The sequence below is a fragment of the Nocardia sp. CA-107356 genome, assembly GCF_050946365.1.
In the GTDB taxonomy this organism is placed as follows: domain Bacteria; phylum Actinomycetota; class Actinomycetes; order Mycobacteriales; family Mycobacteriaceae; genus Nocardia.
The window spans coordinates 6,381,190-6,400,165 of the sequence record NZ_CP191992.1 but is presented as its reverse complement, the minus strand read 5'-3'; the positions used below and the strand labels follow the sequence as shown (position 1 = coordinate 6,400,165).

At 67.1% G+C, this 18,976-nt stretch carries 15 protein-coding genes; 12 read left to right on the top strand and 3 right to left on the bottom strand.

All coding sequences use genetic code 11. The features are described 5' to 3' along the window. Nucleotides 1-113: 113 nt before the first annotated feature. Nucleotides 114-587, bottom strand: coding sequence for a MarR family winged helix-turn-helix transcriptional regulator (locus ACQP1G_RS29020; RefSeq protein WP_433192727.1), 474 nt, complete (start codon nt 585-587; stop codon nt 114-116). A 154-nt stretch (nt 588-741) separates the two neighbouring features. Here ACQP1G_RS29020 and ACQP1G_RS29015 point away from each other — a divergent pair, with 154 nt between their 5' ends. Continuing rightward, on the top strand, nt 742-2,178 hold the full coding sequence (locus ACQP1G_RS29015; RefSeq protein WP_433192726.1) for an MFS transporter: 1,437 nt from the start codon (nt 742-744) through the stop codon (nt 2,176-2,178). Nucleotides 2,179-2,310: 132 nt separating this feature from the next. On the opposite strand, the gene ACQP1G_RS29010 is transcribed toward ACQP1G_RS29015, so the two are convergent. Further along, nucleotides 2,311-2,958, bottom strand: coding sequence for a DUF305 domain-containing protein (locus tag ACQP1G_RS29010; RefSeq protein ID WP_433192725.1), 648 nt, complete (start codon nt 2,956-2,958; stop codon nt 2,311-2,313). Next, the gene (locus tag ACQP1G_RS29005; protein WP_433192724.1) at nt 2,955-4,520 is read right to left on the bottom strand and encodes an LVIVD repeat-containing protein; all 1,566 of its coding nucleotides are present in this window, start codon (nt 4,518-4,520) and stop codon (nt 2,955-2,957) included. The genes ACQP1G_RS29010 and ACQP1G_RS29005 overlap by 4 nt, the downstream gene beginning before the upstream one ends. Before the next feature lie 295 nt (nt 4,521-4,815). Here ACQP1G_RS29005 and ACQP1G_RS29000 point away from each other — a divergent pair, with 295 nt between their 5' ends. From ACQP1G_RS29000 to ACQP1G_RS28950, 11 genes are all read left to right on the top strand, one after another. Further along, nucleotides 4,816-5,373 (top strand): TetR family transcriptional regulator, encoded by a 558-nt coding sequence (locus tag ACQP1G_RS29000; protein ID WP_433192723.1) that lies wholly within the window; start codon nt 4,816-4,818, stop codon nt 5,371-5,373. Between the two features lie 235 nt (nt 5,374-5,608). Then, complete coding sequence (locus tag ACQP1G_RS28995) at nt 5,609-7,873, top strand: SulP family inorganic anion transporter (RefSeq protein WP_433192722.1); 2,265 nt, start codon at nt 5,609-5,611, stop codon at nt 7,871-7,873. 291 nt (nt 7,874-8,164) lie between these two features. After that, entirely contained in the window at nt 8,165-10,420 is a 2,256-nt protein-coding gene (locus ACQP1G_RS28990; RefSeq protein WP_433192721.1) for a SulP family inorganic anion transporter, read from the top strand. Nucleotides 10,421-10,564: 144 nt separating this feature from the next. After that, nucleotides 10,565-10,993, top strand: coding sequence for a TIGR02611 family protein (locus tag ACQP1G_RS28985; protein WP_433192720.1), 429 nt, complete (start codon nt 10,565-10,567; stop codon nt 10,991-10,993). Next, nucleotides 10,960-11,718, top strand: a complete 759-nt coding sequence (locus tag ACQP1G_RS28980) for a (2Fe-2S)-binding protein (protein ID WP_433192719.1) — start codon at nt 10,960-10,962, stop codon at nt 11,716-11,718. The genes ACQP1G_RS28985 and ACQP1G_RS28980 overlap by 34 nt, the downstream gene beginning before the upstream one ends. Nucleotides 11,719-12,195: 477 nt before the next feature. Beyond that, nucleotides 12,196-14,247 (top strand): threonine--tRNA ligase, encoded by a 2,052-nt coding sequence (gene thrS / locus ACQP1G_RS28975; protein ID WP_433208908.1) that lies wholly within the window; start codon nt 12,196-12,198, stop codon nt 14,245-14,247. A 72-nt stretch (nt 14,248-14,319) separates the two neighbouring features. After that, nucleotides 14,320-14,916, top strand: a complete 597-nt coding sequence (locus ACQP1G_RS28970) for an HIT family protein (RefSeq protein ID WP_433192718.1) — start codon at nt 14,320-14,322, stop codon at nt 14,914-14,916. Nucleotide 14,917: 1 nt separating this feature from the next. Beyond that, nucleotides 14,918-15,601 carry a phosphatidylinositol phosphate synthase gene (gene pgsA / locus ACQP1G_RS28965; RefSeq protein ID WP_433192717.1) on the top strand — a complete coding sequence of 228 codons (684 nt, stop codon included), beginning with the start codon at nt 14,918-14,920 and terminating at the stop codon, nt 15,599-15,601. Between the two features lie 74 nt (nt 15,602-15,675). Further along, nucleotides 15,676-16,641 carry a phosphatidylinositol mannoside acyltransferase gene (locus tag ACQP1G_RS28960; RefSeq protein WP_433208906.1) on the top strand — a complete coding sequence of 322 codons (966 nt, stop codon included), beginning with the start codon at nt 15,676-15,678 and terminating at the stop codon, nt 16,639-16,641. Then, a complete protein-coding gene (locus ACQP1G_RS28955) occupies nt 16,638-17,762 on the top strand; it encodes a glycosyltransferase family 4 protein (RefSeq protein ID WP_433192716.1) in 1,125 nt (374 codons plus the stop codon). Before ACQP1G_RS28960 ends, ACQP1G_RS28955 begins: the two co-directional genes overlap by 4 nt. A gap of 143 nt (nt 17,763-17,905) precedes the next feature. Continuing rightward, nucleotides 17,906-18,949, top strand: coding sequence for an NUDIX hydrolase (locus ACQP1G_RS28950; protein ID WP_433208903.1), 1,044 nt, complete (start codon nt 17,906-17,908; stop codon nt 18,947-18,949). Nucleotides 18,950-18,976: the final 27 nt, after the last annotated feature.

The window sequence follows — 18,976 nt, the reverse complement described above, 5'->3', positions numbered from 1 at the left end:
CGTGCGGATCCGGCCTCCACCTCGCGGGTAAGTTCCCTCGCGCTGCTGAGTAGTCCGTCGGACGGGCACGAGACCCGCGTCATCTGAGCAGAAGACCCACGTACCCGGTCAGGTCATATCCGCGACCTGCCGCTGCCGATCGGTCGCGGCCAGGGGCGTCCGTCGATTCGCTCGATGCCGCTGTTGAGGCGCCGAAGGTATCCGGCGAACGCGGCCACATCCTCGGCTGTCCAGTCGTGCATGACGCGTTCGAGGCCGGTGATGCTGGCAGCGCGCTCGGCTTCCAGACGCCGCTCGCCCTCCGCGGTGGCATGGAACTTGCGCGCCATACCGCCTTGGGGGTCGGGAATGCGTTCGACCAGGCCATCGCGCAGGAGTGTGGCGATCTGGCGGCTGAGGGTGGACGCGTCCAGGTGCAGGGCGTCGCTGAGCTGCCGGATGGACAGCGGGCCGTCGATCGCCAGTCGACTCAGCAGCAGGTAGGCGCTGCGCTCGAGCAGTCCGTGCGCGCGGCGACGGTGCGAGCTGAGCTGGTACCTGCTCAGCAGCATGGTTTCGAATTCGACCAGGTCTACGGGCTTGTCCATGCCGTCCTTCCATCGAGTCGCGGCGCTGCCGGATGTGCGGGCCTGGATTGCACCAGAGATATGCATCACACATACTCTTTGTACTATGCAATTAGCATGCATCGTACATATAGATTGCATAATACAATTCGATACGAGACTGAGGGAGATTCGCGTGGACAAGTCCGGCTCCGCCCGCTCGGGCGGCATCCTGGCGGTGTTGGCGACCGCCGGTATCGTCGCGTCACTGACGCAGACGCTGGTGGTGCCACTGCTCGGGCAGCTGCCGCAACTGCTGCACACCACGGCGTCGAATGCGACCTGGGTGGTCACCGTCACCCTGCTCGTCGGCGCCGTGACCACGCCCGTCGCCGGGCGCCTGGGCGATATGTACGGCAAGCGCCGCGTTCTGCTGGCCTCGACGGTTCCGCTCATTGCCGGTTCGGTGGTGTGTGCCACCGCGTCCTCGCTCGTACCGATGATCATCGGCCGCGGACTGCAGGGCATGGGCGTCGGTATTGTGCCGCTCGGCATCAGCGCGCTGCGGGACCTCCTGCCGCCGGAGCGGCTCGGTTCGGCCATCGCGTTGATCAGTTCGTCGCTGGGGATCGGCGCGGCGCTCGGTCTGCCGGTGTCGGCCGCGGTTGTCGAGTACAGCAATTGGCATGTGCTGTTCTGGGGTACTGCCGTACTGGCCGCGGTGGTCGGCGCACTGATCTTCGTGATGATTCCCGGCACCCCGTCCGCTGCCGCGGGTCGTTTCGATGTCCTCGGTGCGGTCGGCCTCGGTACCGGGTTGGTCTGCCTACTGCTCGCCGTGTCGAAAGGGGCGACATGGGGCTGGACCAGCGGCAGCATCCTCGGACTTTTCGCGGCGGCGATCGTCGTGCTCGCGCTCTGGGGCTGGTGGGAGCTGCGTAGCTCCGAGCCGCTGGTTGATCTGCGCGTGACGGGGCGCCCGCAAGTTCTGCTGACCAATGCCGCCTCGGTCGTCGTCGCGATGGCCATGTACGCGCAGGCGCTGCTCGTGCCCCAGTTGCTGCAGCTGCCCGAGTCCACCGGCTACGGTCTCGGCCAGTCGATGATGGCGATGGGTCTGTGGATGGCCCCGTCCGGTCTGACGATGATGGTGGTCTCACCGGTGGGCGCGAAGTTGTCGGCCGCCCGCGGCCCCAAGGTCACCCTGATCACGGGCAGCCTGATCATCGCGGTCGGCTATGCGATCTCGATGGCGCTGATGGGTTCCCCCTGGGGTCTGCTGGTGGTGACCCTGGTGATCAGCACCGGCGTCGGATTCGCCTACGGCGCCATGCCCGCTCTGATCATGGGTGCGGTGCCGGTGTCGGAGACCGCGGCGGCCAATAGTTTCAACACGCTGATGCGTTCGGTCGGCACTTCGGTGGCCGCGGCCGTCATCGGTGCGGTGCTGGCGCAGCTGACCGTCACCATGGGCACGCACGCCATTCCGACCGAGAACGGTTTCCGGGTGGGCCTGCTGATCGGATGCGGTGTCGCCGCGCTGGGCGCGGCGATCGCGCTGACCATTCCGGTCCGTCGCGCGGCCGTTGCGGACCGGATCGTCGACGAACCGAAGGTCGCTTCCCGGGTCTGAGACCCGACCCCCCGATTGCCAACTTCGGGAGACCGGTCAGGAAAGGATGCACGGCGCGGTGGCGCGGCGCGCCAGGTCCTCGAGCAGCGCCCGTCGGTCCCGCCGCGCAACCGCGCTGACGGCCGACAGTTCTCACGATCGCGACAGCAGCAGACCCATCAGTCCGACTTCCCGGCTCTGGGTGTCGAGCATATCGCGCGCGGCCTGTTCGACTATGCCGCTGGACAATTGGCGGTCGGCGGCCTGGGCCATCTGGATGCCACCGAGGTGATGGCGCCGCATCAATTTCAGGAACAGCGATTCCGCGTCGGCACCGCGCGCCGCGGCCAGGGCGTCGAGTTCGGCTCGGGTCGCCATGCCGGGCATCGCGGTGCTCGTCGTGGCGGCCGCGCTCGTTGTCGGGGCGGTGTGGTGATGGTCTGCGGTCCCAGGTTGACCGGTGTGCATCCATGCCATCGGCCGCGGATTGATCGTGACCGCCGCGGCCATGCGCAGCCAGCCGAGCAGCATCCCGATCTCGGTGTGCTGGGTATCCGAAATCTGTTGTGCCAGTGCCCGTACCGTCGGGTCGACCCCGGTGTCGAGCCGCTGCACCATGAGCAGGGCTTGATTGTGATGGGCGACCATGTCCTGGACGAAGCCGATTTCGGTGCTGGTGAGCACTGGCGGTGCGGGTCGGTCGTCGGCCGTCACCCATGGCCGCAGCGCAGCGCCGAGAGCCAGCAGCAATACTGCCAGGCAGCCGAGCGCGGCGGTCTCGACCCGAGTTCGGCGGGTCATGAACCCATGGTCGATCGCTGATCGGCCGGAGGCGTGTAGACACTCGAATCCAGTTGCAGCGCAAGGAATCCGTTGTCGGCACAGGTGGTCCACAATTGGTTGCCCCGCCATTCCGGAGCCGAGAAGCACCAGTCCGTGGAGATGTCGCCGAAGGCGAGCATGCCGGATCTGGGACCGGTGGCCTGGGACATATCGAACTGTCCCTGCAGCATCGTTTGGACCACCGTCGGCGCGGCGAGCACCGGTGGGCCGATGATCGAGGCGAGGGCGTGCGGGGAGTTCGTCAGCTCGGTGTTGTGGCCGGTGCGGGCGGGTGGGTTGTAGTACGCGATCTCCCGAATCGCGAACGGGTCGCGCACGTCGAATACCCGGATGCCGGATGAGGTCCAGCTACAGGCCAATGCGGTGGGATCGGTCGGCCGATCGGCGGCGCAGTAGTGCGCGTCGTAGCCGAACAGCGAACCGCCCGCGGCGGAAGCCATGGCGACATCCTCGTTTTCGGGCAGATCGATCTCGAGTTTGATGGTGTTGACGATCCGCGGGTCGGCGCCGTTGGATACGTCGATGAGCTTCACGCCACCGGATCCGGCCTCGTTGGTGGCGAAGATGTAGGGCTTGCCGTCATAGCTGACCGGAACGTTGTGTTGGGTGGCCCAGCCATCGGTCCAGGTGATGTGGGCCAGGTGGCGCACTTGCGGATTCGGGTCGCGGCGCTGTACGGCGCTGATATCCATGACCATGAGCCCTCCGAAGTTGTTCGCCAGGTACATGGTGTTGCCGTCGGGGCTGAATCCGAAGCCGTGCATGGACAATCCGGGCAGGTTCTGCCAGATGACGCGCGGGTCGGCGGGATCGGTGAGGTCGACTGCGCTGACGAGTCCGGGTGCGACGCCGGAACTCCAGTAGGTGTTGCCGTCGGGGGAGAACCCGCCCTCGTGCGCGGTGATCGGCAGCGGCATATTCAGGCTGGTCCCCGGGCCGGGGTTGAGCAGGCGCGGATGGGCGCAGTCGGAGATGTCGTAGACCGACAGCAGACCCGCACCGGTCAGCACCGGCGCACCGGCGCCGACGAGTAGCTTTCGTTCGGCGTTGACCTTCAGGCTTTCCCAGGTACCGGCCAGCATCGCCGGTTCGTTCAGTGTCGCGGTGTGTACCGGCGCGGTGGGGTCGGAGATATCGAGGACCTGTACGCCCTGCTCGGGGCCGAGCAGGTTGCCGGGGAAGAAGGTGCCGACATAGACGCAGTTCTCGAAGCTCACCGAGGAGATTCCGCCGCCGCGGCCGGAGTAGCCACCGATCCGGTGCATATTGCAGCGGTATCCCTGGCCGCTGCGACCGCTGTTGCGGTCATCGGCCGGGACATCACCCTGCAGACCGGGTTCGGGGGACGCCTCGGGTCCGCATTCGGCGCGCGCCGCGGCGATATCGGTGAGGCCAGCGATTTCTTCGACGTGGCCGGATGCGTTTGGTTGGGCGGCCAGGGTTCCGGTCGGCAGCAGCAGCGCCGCGGCCGCCGCGGTCACCAGTGAACGTCGGGCCCAGGGGTGCAGCGATGATTTCATGGGAGCCCTCATCGATGAGGGTTGCCTTTCCTGTGGTCGATACCGGCCCGGCCGCGGTGCTCGTGATCGGTGCTTCTGCGCGGAGGTCTGTTCGGGGTGCGACCGCGATGGTGGTGGCGGCCTGCGGCGATATAGCCGGACTGTGTTGTCCGGTTACGCGTCAGTAGTGTGCGTCAGGACATATTTGGGAGTCAAGGAGGCGGGGCGTCACGCCCCCTCGCGGCGGCCGCTGGCTACCTGGGAGCATCGCCGTCGTCGCGCGAGCGGCACCGGTCGGTGCGGTAACGTTGCGGCAATGACAGCCTCGGGTCGCGCGAACAGGGGGCCGAAGGCCGCGGCGGGCAATCGGGCAGCTCTCATCCGGGCGGCGCGGGAAGTGTTCGCCGAGAACGGTTTCGATGCCACGCTGAGTTCCATCGCGCGCACCGCGGGAGTTGGCCAGGGAGTGCTGTACCGGCACTTTCCCACGCGCGAGAGCCTGGCGCTCGCGGTATTCGAGGAGAACATCGCCGAGGTCGAAGAGCTCGCGGCGGATCCGTCGAGCACTGTCGACGATGTCCTCGCTGTCATCGTCGAGCAGATCACCACCTCGGCCGCGTTCGTCGCGATGATCAATCCCACCGGCACCGACGATCCGCGGGTGGGCGAGGTGGCCGGCCGTCTGATGAGTCTCGTCGCCGGCAAACTGGAGGATCCGAGCCAGCGTGGTTCGTTGCGCGCGGACGTCACGGCCTCGGACGTATTCATGGCGGTGGCGATGCTGGCCGCGATTCTGCTGAAGACCGACGGGCGGTCGAAACGGCAAATGGCGCAACAGGCGTGGGCCTTGTTGGAGCGCGGGCTGACTCGGTGAACAGCTTTGGCCAAACTGTGACTTGGGTCACAGTTTGGTAGCGGTTGGCTCCATTGGCGCAATGTAGCTTTACATGCGCTTTGCGAAGTCTTTACTATTGCGCCTGATCTTCGCGTCACCGGGTCGCTGCTCGACGAAGTAGCTCCACCAGCTTCGCCCGCCGCTCGCCTTCGATGCCAGTACATGTTCGACCGATGAACCGATCGGCTCCGCGCCGTTTCGGCGAAGGAGAATTATGTCCACCGACACCGATTCCGCACCACGGACGTCGCCGCTTCGCGCAAGTCTTCCAGCAAGTCTCGCCGCCGTCGGCCGCCACGATATCCCCGCCTCGGTCGTGGTTTTTCTTGTCGCACTACCACTTTCGCTAGGGATCGCGGTCGCCTCCGGCGCTCCCGTCGCCGCGGGTCTCATTGCCGCGGTCGTCGGCGGTGTCGTCGCCGGGCTATTGGGTGGCTCGGTCGTACAGGTCAGTGGGCCGACGGCGAGTCTCACCGTCGTCGTCGCCGAGAGCGTGCACCAATTCGGCTGGGCCGCTACCTGTTTCATCACCGTCGGCGCGGGCGTACTGCAGATTCTGTTCGGGCTCAGTCGCGTTGCCCGCGGCGCGCTCGCCATCGCACCGGTGGTGGTGCATGCGATGCTCGCCGGTATCGGCGTCATCATCGCCTTGCAGCAGGTCCACATTCTGCTCGGCGGCAACTCGCTGAGTTCGTCGTTCGCCAGCCTCACCCAACTGCCGCACCAGTTGATGTCGGTGCATCGCGGTGATCTGTTCATCGGCGTGGTGGTGATCGTCATCCTGATCGCCTGGAAGTTCGTCCCGCGCCCGATCTGCGTGGTGCCGGGGCCGCTCGTCGCGGTCGTGGTCGCCACGATGCTGTCGCTGGTGCTGCCGACCCATGTCGAGCGCATCGTGCTGAGCGGATCGCTGCTCGACTCCATCGGTCTGCCCGAAATCCCTTCCGGCAGTTGGTTCGCCGTGGCGATAGCCATGGTGACGATCGCGCTCATCGCCAGCGTGGAAACCCTGCTCTCAGCGGTGGCGGTGGACAAGTCCCGACCCGGCAATCGAACCAATTTCGATCGCGAACTGATCGGGCAGGGGTCGGCGAATGTGGTGTCGGGCCTGCTCGGCGGTCTGCCGATCGCGGCCGTGATCGTCCGCAGCATCACCAATGCCCATGCGGGTGCGCAGAGCCGGGCCGCGACGGTGCTGCACGGCGTGTGGATCCTGCTCTTCGCGGTCGCGCTGGCGGGGCTGGTGCAGCAGATTCCCAAGGCGGCGCTGGCGGGGCTGCTCATCCTGATCGGCGTGCAGTTGGTGAAGCTGGCCCATATCCGGTTGGCCCGGCGCACCGGCGACCTGTTCGTGTACGTGGCCACGGTGCTCGGCGTCGTATTCCTGAATCTGCTGGAAGGCATGGTGATCGGACTGGTGCTGGCCTTCGCCCTGCTGCTGTGGCGGGTGGTGCGGGTGACGATCATCGCCGAACCGGCGGCCAGCGCCCGCCGCTGGGTGGTCACTATCGACGGGACCTGTACCTTCCTGGCGCTGCCCAAGCTGACCGCGGAACTCGCGAAGGTCCCCGCCGGCGTGGATGTGACCGTCGAGATGACCGTCGACTTCCTCGACCACGCCTCCTACGAGCTGATCACCGACTGGGCCGGTCAGCGTGAAGTTGCGGGCGGCGCAGTCGATTTCGTCGAGATCGGCAGCGCGCGGATGGCGACCGCGGTGGCGGGCCCGCCGGAGCGTGGGCGATCGCGTCAGGTCCTCGACGAGGTCATCGGTCCGTGGCGGCGCACGGGCAATCGGGAGGATCCGATCGCGGCGGGGATCGCCGCCTATCACCGCGGCCACGCCCATCTGATGCGTCCGCATCTCGACGGGTTGCGCAATCGGCCCGACGCCGACACCTTCTTTCTGACGTGCGCCGATGCCCGCATCGTGCCGAATGTCATCACCAATAGCGGACCGGGCGATCTGTTCACCGTCCGCAATGTGGGCAACTTGGTCCCGGTCGGGGGCAGCGATGTCTCGGTGGAGGCCGCGCTGATCTACGCGTTGGAGAAGTTGGACGTGCGGGCGGTGGTGGTCTGCGGGCACTCCGGTTGTGGGGCGATGGACGCACTGCACCGCGAGGTCCGCACCGGGTCCGGACTCGGCGATTGGCTCGCCTACGCACGACCCAGCCTGGACCGGTTCCGGCTCGGCCATCCGGTCGCCGACGCCGCGGCATTCGCCGGATTCGGGCCGGTCGACCAGCTCGGCATGGTGAATGTGGCGCTGCAATTGGAGCGGCTCCATGCCCATCCCGCGGTGCGGCGCGGGATCCAGGACCGGGGTGTCGCGGTGTCCGGACTGTTCTTCGATCTCGCGACCGCCCGGGTCATCGAGGTGACCATGGACGGTATCGCCGAATTCGACGATGAGGTGGCGGTCGAAGTCTTCGACGAGTTGGCCGATGTGCACGGTATCGCCGCGGAGCCCGTCTAGCCGCGGACGAGCGGTGGTGCCGGGCCGAATGATCCTGCCCGGCAGTCGAACTCGGCATCAGCGTGTCCCGTATCACACCGATTCGGGGATCTGGATTCGGGCACTTTCCGGCACATTCTCAGGCTTTGCTAAGTCTTTACTAATAATCTTGACTCGATTTACCTCTCGACCCGTTGCCGTGTCGGGAACTGCTTCACCGCGAGATGCCGGTTCGCGGTCTGTGCCCTGCTGGACATGTTGATCGTCAACCGACCTCGGCGTTCGCGCGCCGAGTCGGCGAAGGAGAAGTCAATGGCTATTGATAGCGCTGTAGCCGCACCACCGACACCGCCCACCGAACTGGGCGGGGGCCATCGCAGTTCCGAACCTCTACCGGATCGTCTGACATCGATCCTGCGCCACGATCTGCCCGCCTCGATCGTGGTCTTCCTGGTCGCGTTGCCGCTGTCCCTCGGCATCGCCGTCGCCTCCGGCGCCCCTGTCGCCGCCGGACTCATCGCCGCCGTTATCGGTGGCATCGTCGCTGGTACGCTCGGTGGCTCGGTGCTGCAGGTCAGCGGCCCGGCGGCGGGTCTCACCGTCGTCGTCGCCGAATCCATCAGCCAATTCGGTTGGCGGATCACCACTTTCATTGTCGTCGCGGCCGGTGTGCTGCAAATTCTGTTCGGGCTCAGCCGGATTGCGCGGGCCGCGTTGGCCGTGACACCGGTAGTGGTGCACGCGATGCTCGCCGGTATCGGCATCACCATTGCGTTGCAACAGATTCATGTGCTGCTCGGCGGGTCTTCGCACAGTTCGGCCTGGAACAACATCACCCAGTTGCCGTCGCAGCTGATATCGCTGCACGGCGATGACGCGATCATCGGCGCGTTGGTCATCGCGATCATGCTCGGCTGGCGCCGGGTGCCCGCCAAGCTGCGGGTCGTTCCCGGGCCACTGGTCGCGGTCTTGATCGGCACGGTGTTGTCACTGGTACTGCCGTTCGATGCCGAGCGGATCGTATTGAACGGCTCGCTGTTCGACGCGATCGGATTGCCGCAGATCCCCAGTGGCAACTGGTCCGCCGTGGCGATCACCGTGCTCACCGTCGCGCTGATCGCCAGCGTCGAGAGCCTGCTTTCGGCGGTGGCCGTGGACAAGATGCATACCGGTAAGCGCACCAATTTCGACCGGGAGCTGATCGGTCAGGGCTCGGCCAATGTGCTCTCGGGTCTGCTCGGTGGTCTGCCGGTCACCGGCGTGATCGTGCGCAGCGCGACCAATGTGCAGGCGGGTGCGCGTAGCCGCGCTTCGGCGGTGCTGCACGGCTGCTGGATTCTGGTCTTCTCGGTCGCGCTGGCCGGGCTGGTGCAGCAGATTCCGAAGTCCGCGCTCGCCGGTCTGCTCATCGTCATCGGCATCCAGCTGGTCAAACTGGCCCACATCAGGTTGGCCACGCGTACCGGCGATCTGCTCATCTACGCCGTCACCGTGGTCGGCGTGGTCTTCCTGAATCTGCTGGAAGGTGTGATCATCGGTCTGGCATTGGCTTTCGGGCTGCTGCTGTGGCGCGTCGTCCGAGTTGCGGTGGCGGCCGAGCAGATTCCCGGTTCGCAACGCTGGCTGTTGACCATCGACGGCTCCTGCACCTTCCTCGCGCTACCCAGGCTGTCCGCCGAGTTCGCGAAAGTGCCTGCGGGCGTTGATGTCACCGTCGAGATGACGGTCGACTTCCTCGACCACGCCGCCTTCGAGGCCATCGAGGACTGGGTGCGGCAGCAGGAAAGCGGCGGCGGCACAGTCGATTTCGTGGAAATCGGCAGCGCGCGGATGGCGCACGCGACCGCGGGTCCGCCCGCCCGCGGATTCGGGCGCGCGGTGCTGGACGAGATCCTCGGCCCATGGCGCGGCGACGACAAGAACGCCGACCCGGTGACCTCGGGTGTCGCCGCCTATCACCGCAGCCACGCCCACGTCGTGCGTCCGCACCTGGACGAGTTGCGTGACCGCCAGGATCCCGACACCTTCTTCCTGACATGTGCGGACTCCCGAGTGGTGCCCAACATCATCACCAACAGCGGTCCCGGTGACATGTTCACGGTCCGCAATGTGGGCAATCTGGTGCCAGACCGCGGCGACGCGTCGGTGGAAGCCGCGCTCGTCTTCGCGCTCAACGAGTTGAATGTGCGGTCCATCGTGGTGTGCGGGCATTCGTCCTGCGGTGCGATGAAGGCGCTGCACGCCGGGACCGACGGCGGTCCGGGAATCGGACCCTGGCTTGCCCATGCCCACCCGAGCCTGGAGCGGTTCCAGCTCGGGCATCCGGTGGCGCGGGCGGCCACGGCCGCCGGATTCGGTGCGGTCGACCAGCTGAGCATGGTCAATGTGGCCGTGCAGTTGGAAACCCTGTACCGGCATCCCGCCGTGCGCGCGGCGATCGCCGCGCGCGGTGTGACGGTATCGGGCCTGTTCTTCGATATCGCCAGCGCGCGCGTCATCGAGGTGACCGTGCACGGGCTGGCCCACATCGACGACACCGGTGTACGCAGCGCGCCGGAACTGGTCTGAGTCGATGACACCGGGCCCGCTCGACATCGCTGGGGCGGGTCCGGTCATATCCCTCGGGCTGGTCCGGCCGGGAGGCCGCCCCCGTCGAAACCAGCGGGCCGCGTCCTGCGGAACTGCTGTCGGACCGCTCGTAGGCTGGTTGGGATGAGTGTTGAGCTGGAATCCGAACCGACCGAGCGCACCGGATGGCGCGCCTTGCGCACCCGACTGGCCGAGCGACCTACGCTGAATCTCGCCTATCGGGTCGGGGTCGCGGTGGTCGGGATCGCGGTGCTGGTCGTCGGAATTCTGGCGATTCCCTATCCCGGACCCGGCTGGGCGATCGTATTCGCCGGACTTGGCATCCTCGCCACCGAATTCGCCTGGGCCCGTCGGGCGCTCGGCTGGCTGCGCGACAAGTACCGGCAGGGTATGGCGTGGTACTCCGCACGGGGTCCGGTCATGCGGGTGTTCGCGGCGGTCGCTACCTTGGCGCTGGTCATCGCGACGCTATGGGCATTGGGAACATTCGGGTTGGTCGGTGGCTGGATCGGAGTCGAATGGCAGTGGTTGCGCAGTCCCCTGACGTGGTGAATACCGTCCCCGGCCGGAACCTGACCGAGCCGGAATGGCTGTCCGCGCGCATCGCGGAAATGGGTCGCTCGTGGGGCACCGCCGAACCGCGCGTCTCGGGCACGCTGTGGTGGTGCATGGTCGCGTCCGCCCTGGTCGAACAGCTGGCACGCGCGTACGCGACCGGGTCGGGCGCATCGGAGCCGATTGTGGACCGGTTGGACTGTGAAGTCCGCCCCGACGGCGGGATAGAGCGAGTGCGCATCCTGTCCACCGCCGATATCGAGGCAGTCGCCGGGACGCCCGCGGAAGATTCCGCGGCCGTGGGGATCGACGTGCCGCACGGCGTGGAGGCCGTGATTGCCGGTCCGCAGGACGAGACGGACTCCGCCGCGCTGAGCCGCGCGTGCGCGAAGGCGCTGCGGGAGACCTTGGCCGCGGTGATCGGGCCCGTCGCGGCGGTATCCGGTGCGGGGGTGCCGTCGCTGTGGGCGATTGCCGCTGACGCGATCGGCAACCGGGCGCTGGATGCGGGGAATCCGGAGGCGGGGGCCCGGCTTGCGAGTGAGGTCGGCGGGAAGCTGCCCGTGCCGCGGTTCGTCGAGATCGGTGGGCGCAGCTTTGTGCGCCGCATCTCGTGCTGTCTGGTCTTCGAGGTGCCCGGGTGTGAGATGTGCACCAGCTGCCCGAAAAGGCCCGCCGCCGAACGCACGGCGCTGCTTGCCGAGCTTGCCGCCGAAAGCTGATCGCCCGCAACGTATTCGACATCCGGTGCATGTCGCGATGGTCGGCACGCCAGTCCGGCGTATCGCCGTCGAGGGGCCGCCCAGAGGTACGACGTGGTGCCGGTGCTGCAACTCGCCGGATTCGGCGGGGAAGCGCATGGCGGCGCAATGCGCCGGCCCACAGCGACGAACCGTGGCGTTCAACCCGCCGGGCCATGCGATACCCCCTCCGGTCGGTGTCCGGATTGCGGGCGTATCGCATCGAAGCCGCGGCCGCGGTGCCGGCGCCGGGACCGGTCGGCGAACGTCACGTTCGGGTCTCGCCGATCCGGACCGGCCGACCCACGACGCGGCGAGTCCGGTCCATCGACGCGGGGCCGCCAGGGTGCCGATAGCATGGTCGCGCCGGAGGAAATCGCCTCCGACGATGACCCGTGGGCAACCGCCCGCACCAGTGCGGGAACCCGCCCGCCAGCGAACGCCAAGGAGTCTCTCGCCGTGACCACCTCAGCACCTATCAGCCCTGTCGCCCTCGTCCGGGTGCCAGCAGGGACGACGGCGGGTGCCGCGGTGCGCGAGGCGGGGCTGCCGACGAAGGGGCCCGACACCATCGTCGTCGTGCGCGACGGCGAGGGACTGAAGGATCTGTCCTGGATCCCGGAGACCGACGTCGAGGTCGAGGCGGTCGCCGCGAATACCGAGGACGGCCGCAGTGTGATCCGGCATTCGGCCGCACATGTGCTGGCCCAGGCCGTGCAGCAGGAATTTCCGGAGGCCAAGCTCGGCATCGGCCCGCCGATCAAGGACGGCTTCTACTACGACTTCCAGGTGGACCGGCCGTTCACTCCCGAGGATCTGGCCAAGCTGGAATCCCGGATGAAGAAGATCGTCAAAGGCGCGCAGCGCTTTTCGCGCCGCGTGGTCGAGGTCGAGGACGCGCGTGTCGAACTGGCCAAGGAGCCGTTCAAGCTCGAGCTGATCAGCGATAAGTCGGGCATCGACGATCCGGAGGTCATGGAGGTCGGCGGCAAAGAGCTGACCATCTACGACAATCTGGATCCGCGCACCGGCGAGAAGGTCTGGGGCGATCTGTGCCGCGGCCCGCACATTCCGACCACCAAGTTCATCCCCGCGTTCAAGCTGACCCGCAGCTCCGCCGCCTACTGGCGCGGCGATCAGAACCGCGAGGATCTGCAACGCGTCTACGGCACCGCATGGGAGTCGCAGGAGGCCCTCGACGAGCACGTGCACCTGCTCGAGGAGGCCGAACGCCGCGACCACCGCAAGCTCGGCCTGGAGCTGGACCTGTTCAGCTTCCCCGACGAGCTCGGCTCCGGTCTGCCGGTGTTCCACCCCAAGGGCGGCATCATCCGCAAGGAGTTGGAGGAGTACTCGCGCCGCCGCCATGTGGCCGCGGGCTACGAGTTCGTCAACACCCCGCACATCACCAAGGGGCATCTGTTCGAGGTCTCCGGTCACCTCGATTGGTATCGGGACGGCATGTTCCCGGCCATGCACCTGGACGCCGAACTCAACGACGACGGCACCGTACGCAAGCCCGGCCAGGACTACTACGTCAAGCCGATGAACTGCCCGATGCACAACCTGATCTTCCGGTCCCGCGGCCGGTCGTACCGGGAGCTGCCGCTGCGGATGTTCGAATTCGGCTCGGTCTACCGCTACGAGAAGTCCGGCGTCGTCCACGGCCTGACTCGGGTGCGCGGGATGACCCAGGACGACGCGCACATCTACTGCACCAAAGAGCAGATGCATGCCGAGTTGACCAGCACACTGCAATTCGTGCTCGGGCTGCTCGCCGACTACGGCCTCGACGACTTCTACCTCGAACTGTCCACCAAGGACCCGAAGAAGTTCGTCGGCTCCGAGGAGATGTGGGAGGAGGCCACCGAGACCCTGCGCACAGTGGCCACCGACTCCGGACTCGAACTGGTTCCGGATCCGGGCGGCGCCGCCTTCTACGGCCCGAAGATCTCCGTACAGGCCAAGGACGCGCTGGGCCGCACCTGGCAGATGTCGACCATCCAGCTCGACTTCAACCTGCCCGAGCGCTTCGACCTCGAATACACCGCCTCCGACGGCACCAAGCAGCGGCCGGTAATGATCCACCGCGCGCTGTTCGGTTCGATCGAACGCTTCTTCGGTGTGCTCACCGAGCACTACGCGGGCGCCTTCCCCGCCTGGCTCTCGCCGGTTCAGGTAGTTGGCATCCCGGTCGCGGAAGCCTTTGCACCGCACCTGGATTCGGTGATCGAGCAGCTGCGGGACGCGGGCATCCGCGCGCAGGTGGACCGCAGCGACGACCGCATGCAGAAGAAGATCTTCAACAACACCGCGCAGAAGATTCCGTTCATGCTGCTCGCCGGTGAGCGCGATGTGAACGCGGGCGCGGTCAGCTTCCGCTTCCGCGACGGCACCCAGGTCAATGGGGTACCGGTCGACGCGGCGGTGGCCACCATTGTCGAGTGGATCACGAACCGGGAGAACGCCTCGCCGACCGCCGAGGGTTTTGTGGTGAAGGGCTCGGTATGAGCGGTCAGGGCCCGGAGGAGGAAGCTTGCGTAACCCACGGAGGGTCCCTGCTCAAACCAGATCGGACAGAGCATGAGTGAGCGCACGGTGCACGGGTTCGCGGATTTGAACGCGGACTCGGCCGAGCAGGGGAGCATCGTGGATACCGGGGCCGGTGAGCCGGATCGGCTGCAGCGCTTGTGGACTCCGTACCGGATGTCCTACATTGCCGAGGCCGCCATCTCCACTCCGAAAGACTCTACGGGCCATCCGTTCACGGATATCCCGAAGATGTCGGATGAGGACGGTCTGGTCATTGCGCGCGGCGAGCACGTCTACGCGGTGCTCAACCTATATCCGTACAACCCCGGGCACATGATGGTGGTGCCCTACCGCAAGGTGGCCAACCTCGAGGACCTCACGCTGGCGGAAAGCGCCGAGCTGATGGCCTTCACCCAGCAGGCGATCCGGGTGATGAAGCGGGTCTCGCGGCCACACGGTTTCAATGTCGGGCTGAATCTCGGTGGGGTGGCCGGTGGTTCGCTCGCCGACCACCTCCATCAGCACATCGTGCCGCGCTGGGGCGGGGACGCGAATTTCATCACCGTTATCGGCGATGTGAAGGTCATGCCGCAGTTGTTGCGGGAAACTCGGGCGCTGCTCTCGGCGGCGTGGAAGGAAGTCGAGTAGGGTGCTCAGCTTCTTCGGCCGCGAGACGTTCTCCAAAGCGACTGCGCCGCTGGGCAAAGCGCTTGTCAGTACCGGGCTCACCCCCGACGTGATGACGGTGATCGGCACTGTCGCCACGGTCACGGCCGCGGTCACCTTGTTCCCGACCGGACATCTGTTCTGGGGAACCATCGTGATCTGGCTGTTCGTCATGTTCGACATGCTCGACGGCGCGATGGCCAGAGCTCGCGGCGGCGGCACGAAATACGGTGCGGTGCTCGACGCCACCTGCGATCGGGTCGCCGACGGCGCGATCTTCGCCGGGCTGGCCTGGTGGGCGGTGTACCACGAGAACAGTAAGCCGCTGTTCTTCGCGACCCTGGTGGTACTGGTTACCTCCCAGGTGATTTCGTATGCGAAGGCGCGCGCCGAGGCGAGTGGACTCTCCGCGGACGGCGGGCTGATCGAGCGGCCGGATCGGCTGATCATCGTCTTGGTCGGCGCCGGATTGACCGGTATCGGCGGCTATTGGGGGATCGAATGGCTGACCTGGGCCGTCCACGTGGCGATGTGGATTCTGGCGGTGCTGAGCATCATCACGGTGTTCCAGCGGGTGCTCGCGGTCCGGAACTCGCCGGGCGCGCGGGACGTCATCCCGCCCGCGCAACCGCAGAACCCGGCGGGCGCGACGGAGTTGCCGTCGTGAGCTCGCAGGTCCCCGGTTCGCCGGGTAAGTCCGCGCCGTCAGACGACGAGTCCGCGAAGGACCTCGGATCGCGGATCAAGGACAGGGCGACGGATCTGGCGTATGCCGCTGGCTGGCGTGTGGTGCGCGCCCTGCCGGAATCGACCGCGCGACGGGCGTTCGACTGGGGCGGTAGCCGCGCTGCCGACAAGGCGAATCGGGCATTCCGCGCGGGCGGCGAACCGAATCAGTTGCGGCGCAATCTCGCTCGCGTTATCGGCGGTACGCCCGAGCAGGTCCCCGATGAGCTGATCCGGGCGAGTATGCGCTCCTACGCCCGCTATTGGCGCGAAGCCTTCCGACTGCCGACGATGGACCATGCGGCGCTGACCAATTCGCCCCTGGACGGGGTGGAGAATCTGGAAGCGGCGCTCGCGCGGGGGCGCGGTGCGGTCCTGGCGCTACCGCACTCCGGAAACTGGGATGCCGCTGGTGTCTGGCTGGTCGCCAACCACGGCGGGCTCTCGACCGTCACGGAACGGCTGAAGCCGGAGTCGCTGTTCGAGCGTTTCGTCGCCTACCGCGAGAGCCTCGGCTTCGAGGTGTTCCCACTGACCGGCGGTGAGCAGCCGCCGTTCCCCGTGCTGGCCGCCCGCCTGCGCGAGAACAAAGCCGTCTGCCTGATGGGGGAGCGGGACCTGACCGGTAAGGGCGTCCCGGTGACCATGTACGGCGAGCGCACCTGGCTGCCCGCAGGCGCGGCGAAGCTGGCCATCGAGACCGGCGCCGCGCTGATCCCGGCGCACCTCTGGTTCACCGTCGGCGCGGACGGCCGCGAGGGCTGGGGGATGAAGACCGAAGCGCCGCTGGATGTTTCGGGCGGTGTCGCGGCGGCCACCCAGGCATTGGCCGACCGGTTCGCGGCCAATATCGCCGAGCATCCCGCCGATTGGCATATGTTGCAGCCACAATGGGAGCAGGACCTTTCGGCGCAGCGGCGTGCCAGGATCGAGGCGGCCCAGGCCGGGATCAACAGCGCCACCGGGGAGAAGACACCATGAAAATCGGCATGGTCTGCCCCTATTCCTTCGATGTCCCCGGCGGGGTGCAGGCCCATGTCGTGGAATTGGCGCGAGTGTTCATCGAACGCGGCCACAAGGTGAGCGTGCTCGCGCCCGCGTCGGAGGACACGCCGCTGCCGGATTTCGTGGTGTCCGCCGGTCGCGCGGTGGCGATTCCGTACAACGGTTCGGTGGCCCGGCTCTCGTTCGGGCCCATGGCCTACACCAGGATTCGCCGCTGGATCGACGGTAACGACTTCGACGTTCTGCACATCCACGAACCGAATGCGCCGAGCCTGTCCATGCTCGCGCTGAAGATCGCCGAGGGGCCGATCGTGGCCACCTTCCACACTTCGACCACTAAATCGTTGGTGCTCAGCACCTTTCAGGGTGTGCTGCGGCCCTATCACGAGAAGATCAGCGGCCGGATCGCCGTCTCCGAGCTGGCCCGGCGCTGGCAGGTGGAGGCCTTGGGCTCGGATGCGGTGGAGATTCCCAACGGCGTCGACGTGCCCGCCTTCGCACGCGCCCCGATGCTGCCCGGTTATCCGCGCGCGGGTGGGACCGTACTGTTCCTGGGCCGCTACGACGAACCGCGCAAGGGTATGGACGTGCTGCTGGGTGCGCTGCCCGAACTGGTGCGCAAGCATCCGCGTATCGAGATCCTGATCGTCGGCCGTGGTGACGAGGACCGGCTGCGCCGCGAGGCCGGGCCGCTCGCCTCGCATCTGCGCTTCCTCGGCCAGGTTTCGGACGAGGACAAAGCCTCGGCGATGCGCAGCGCGGATGTCTACGTCGCGCCCAATCTCGGCGGTGAGAGTTTCGGCATCATCCTGATCGAGGCGATGGCCGCCGGAACCGCCGTGGTGGCAAGCGAATTGGACGCCTTTCGTCGGGTACTGCGTGATGGCACCGCGGGAATGCTCATTCCGGTGGGTGATTCGGCCCGTCTCGCCGAGGCGCTGGACACTCTGCTCACCGACGACGTGCGCCGTGAGGCGCTGGTCCATACCGCTGATCAGGTGGTCGGCGAATACGACTGGCCGGTGGTTGCCGAACAGATCCTGCGGGTGTACGAGACGGTCACCATCGGGGACACTCGGGTCCGGGCTGCCGGATGACAACCGCGGTTTGCGGCGGACCCTGGTCGGACAGGGGAGATCGTCTGCGTCGGCCGGACGCGGTGTGGTTCGCGGTAGCGAATCTCGGCTGGGGCTGACGGGACGGTCGATATGAGTGACGGCACGGTGAGGGCTCCGAGATGATTACTTTCTCCGCGACAGCGGTTCTCGTTCTCGCGCTGATCGCGGCGGTGATCATCGCGATCGGTCTATGGGCGGCCTCGACCGCCAACCGGCTCGACCGGCTGCACGTGCGCTCGGACCAGTCGTGGCAGGCATTGGACTCGGCGCTGGCCCGGCGCGCGGTGGTGGCCAGGTCGGTCGCCGTCGCGATCGCCGGGCCGACCGCTGATGCGGCGCGGTCCGAACAGGCCAAACGCCTTGCCGCGCTGGCCGATCGCGCGGAGCGGGCGGGGCGTGCCGATCGCGAGACCGTGGAAAACCAACTCTCCGCCGCGCTTTCCGCGATCGATATCGCCGGGTTGCGTCCGCAGCAGGTCGCCGAGCTCGCCGACGCCGAGGCCCGCGTCTTGATCGCGCGTCGCTTTCACAACGACGCCGTGCGCGACACCCTCGCCCTGCGCACCCGTCGTCCGGTCCGCATCCTGCACCTCGGTGGTACCGCGCCGCTGCCGACCTACTTCGAGATCAGTGAGCGCGCCACCCCCGCCGCTTCGACCGGTCTCGCGGTCGACACCGTCCGCACCTCCGCGCGCGTCGTGCTGCTCGACGAACAGGATCGGGTGTTGCTGATGCGCGGCAACGACCCCAAGACCCCGGACGTCTCCTTCTGGTTCACCATCGGCGGCGGCGTCGAACCGGGGGAGACGCTGCGCAGCGCCGCGGTGCGGGAACTGTGGGAGGAAACCGGCTATACCGCCGATCCGGCGAACCTGCGCGGGCCGATCTGGCGACGGGTCGCGGTATTCCCGTTCGACGGCGAGCTCATCCGCGCCGAGGAGTTGTTCTTCGCGCTGCGGGTACCGGCCTACGACCCGAAGCCGGGCAATCCGACCGCGGTTGAGCGCCGCAGCATCACCGCCAACAAGTGGTGCTCCGGTTCGGATATCGTCGCGCTGGACCATACCGGCGAAACCGTCTACCCGTACCATCTGGACCAGTTGCTCCTCGAGGCAGCCGCCGCCGCATCCGGCGACTCGGACCCCGAGGTCCGCTCCATCCGCTGAGCGCGGCATCTACGCTGCGATCCACCT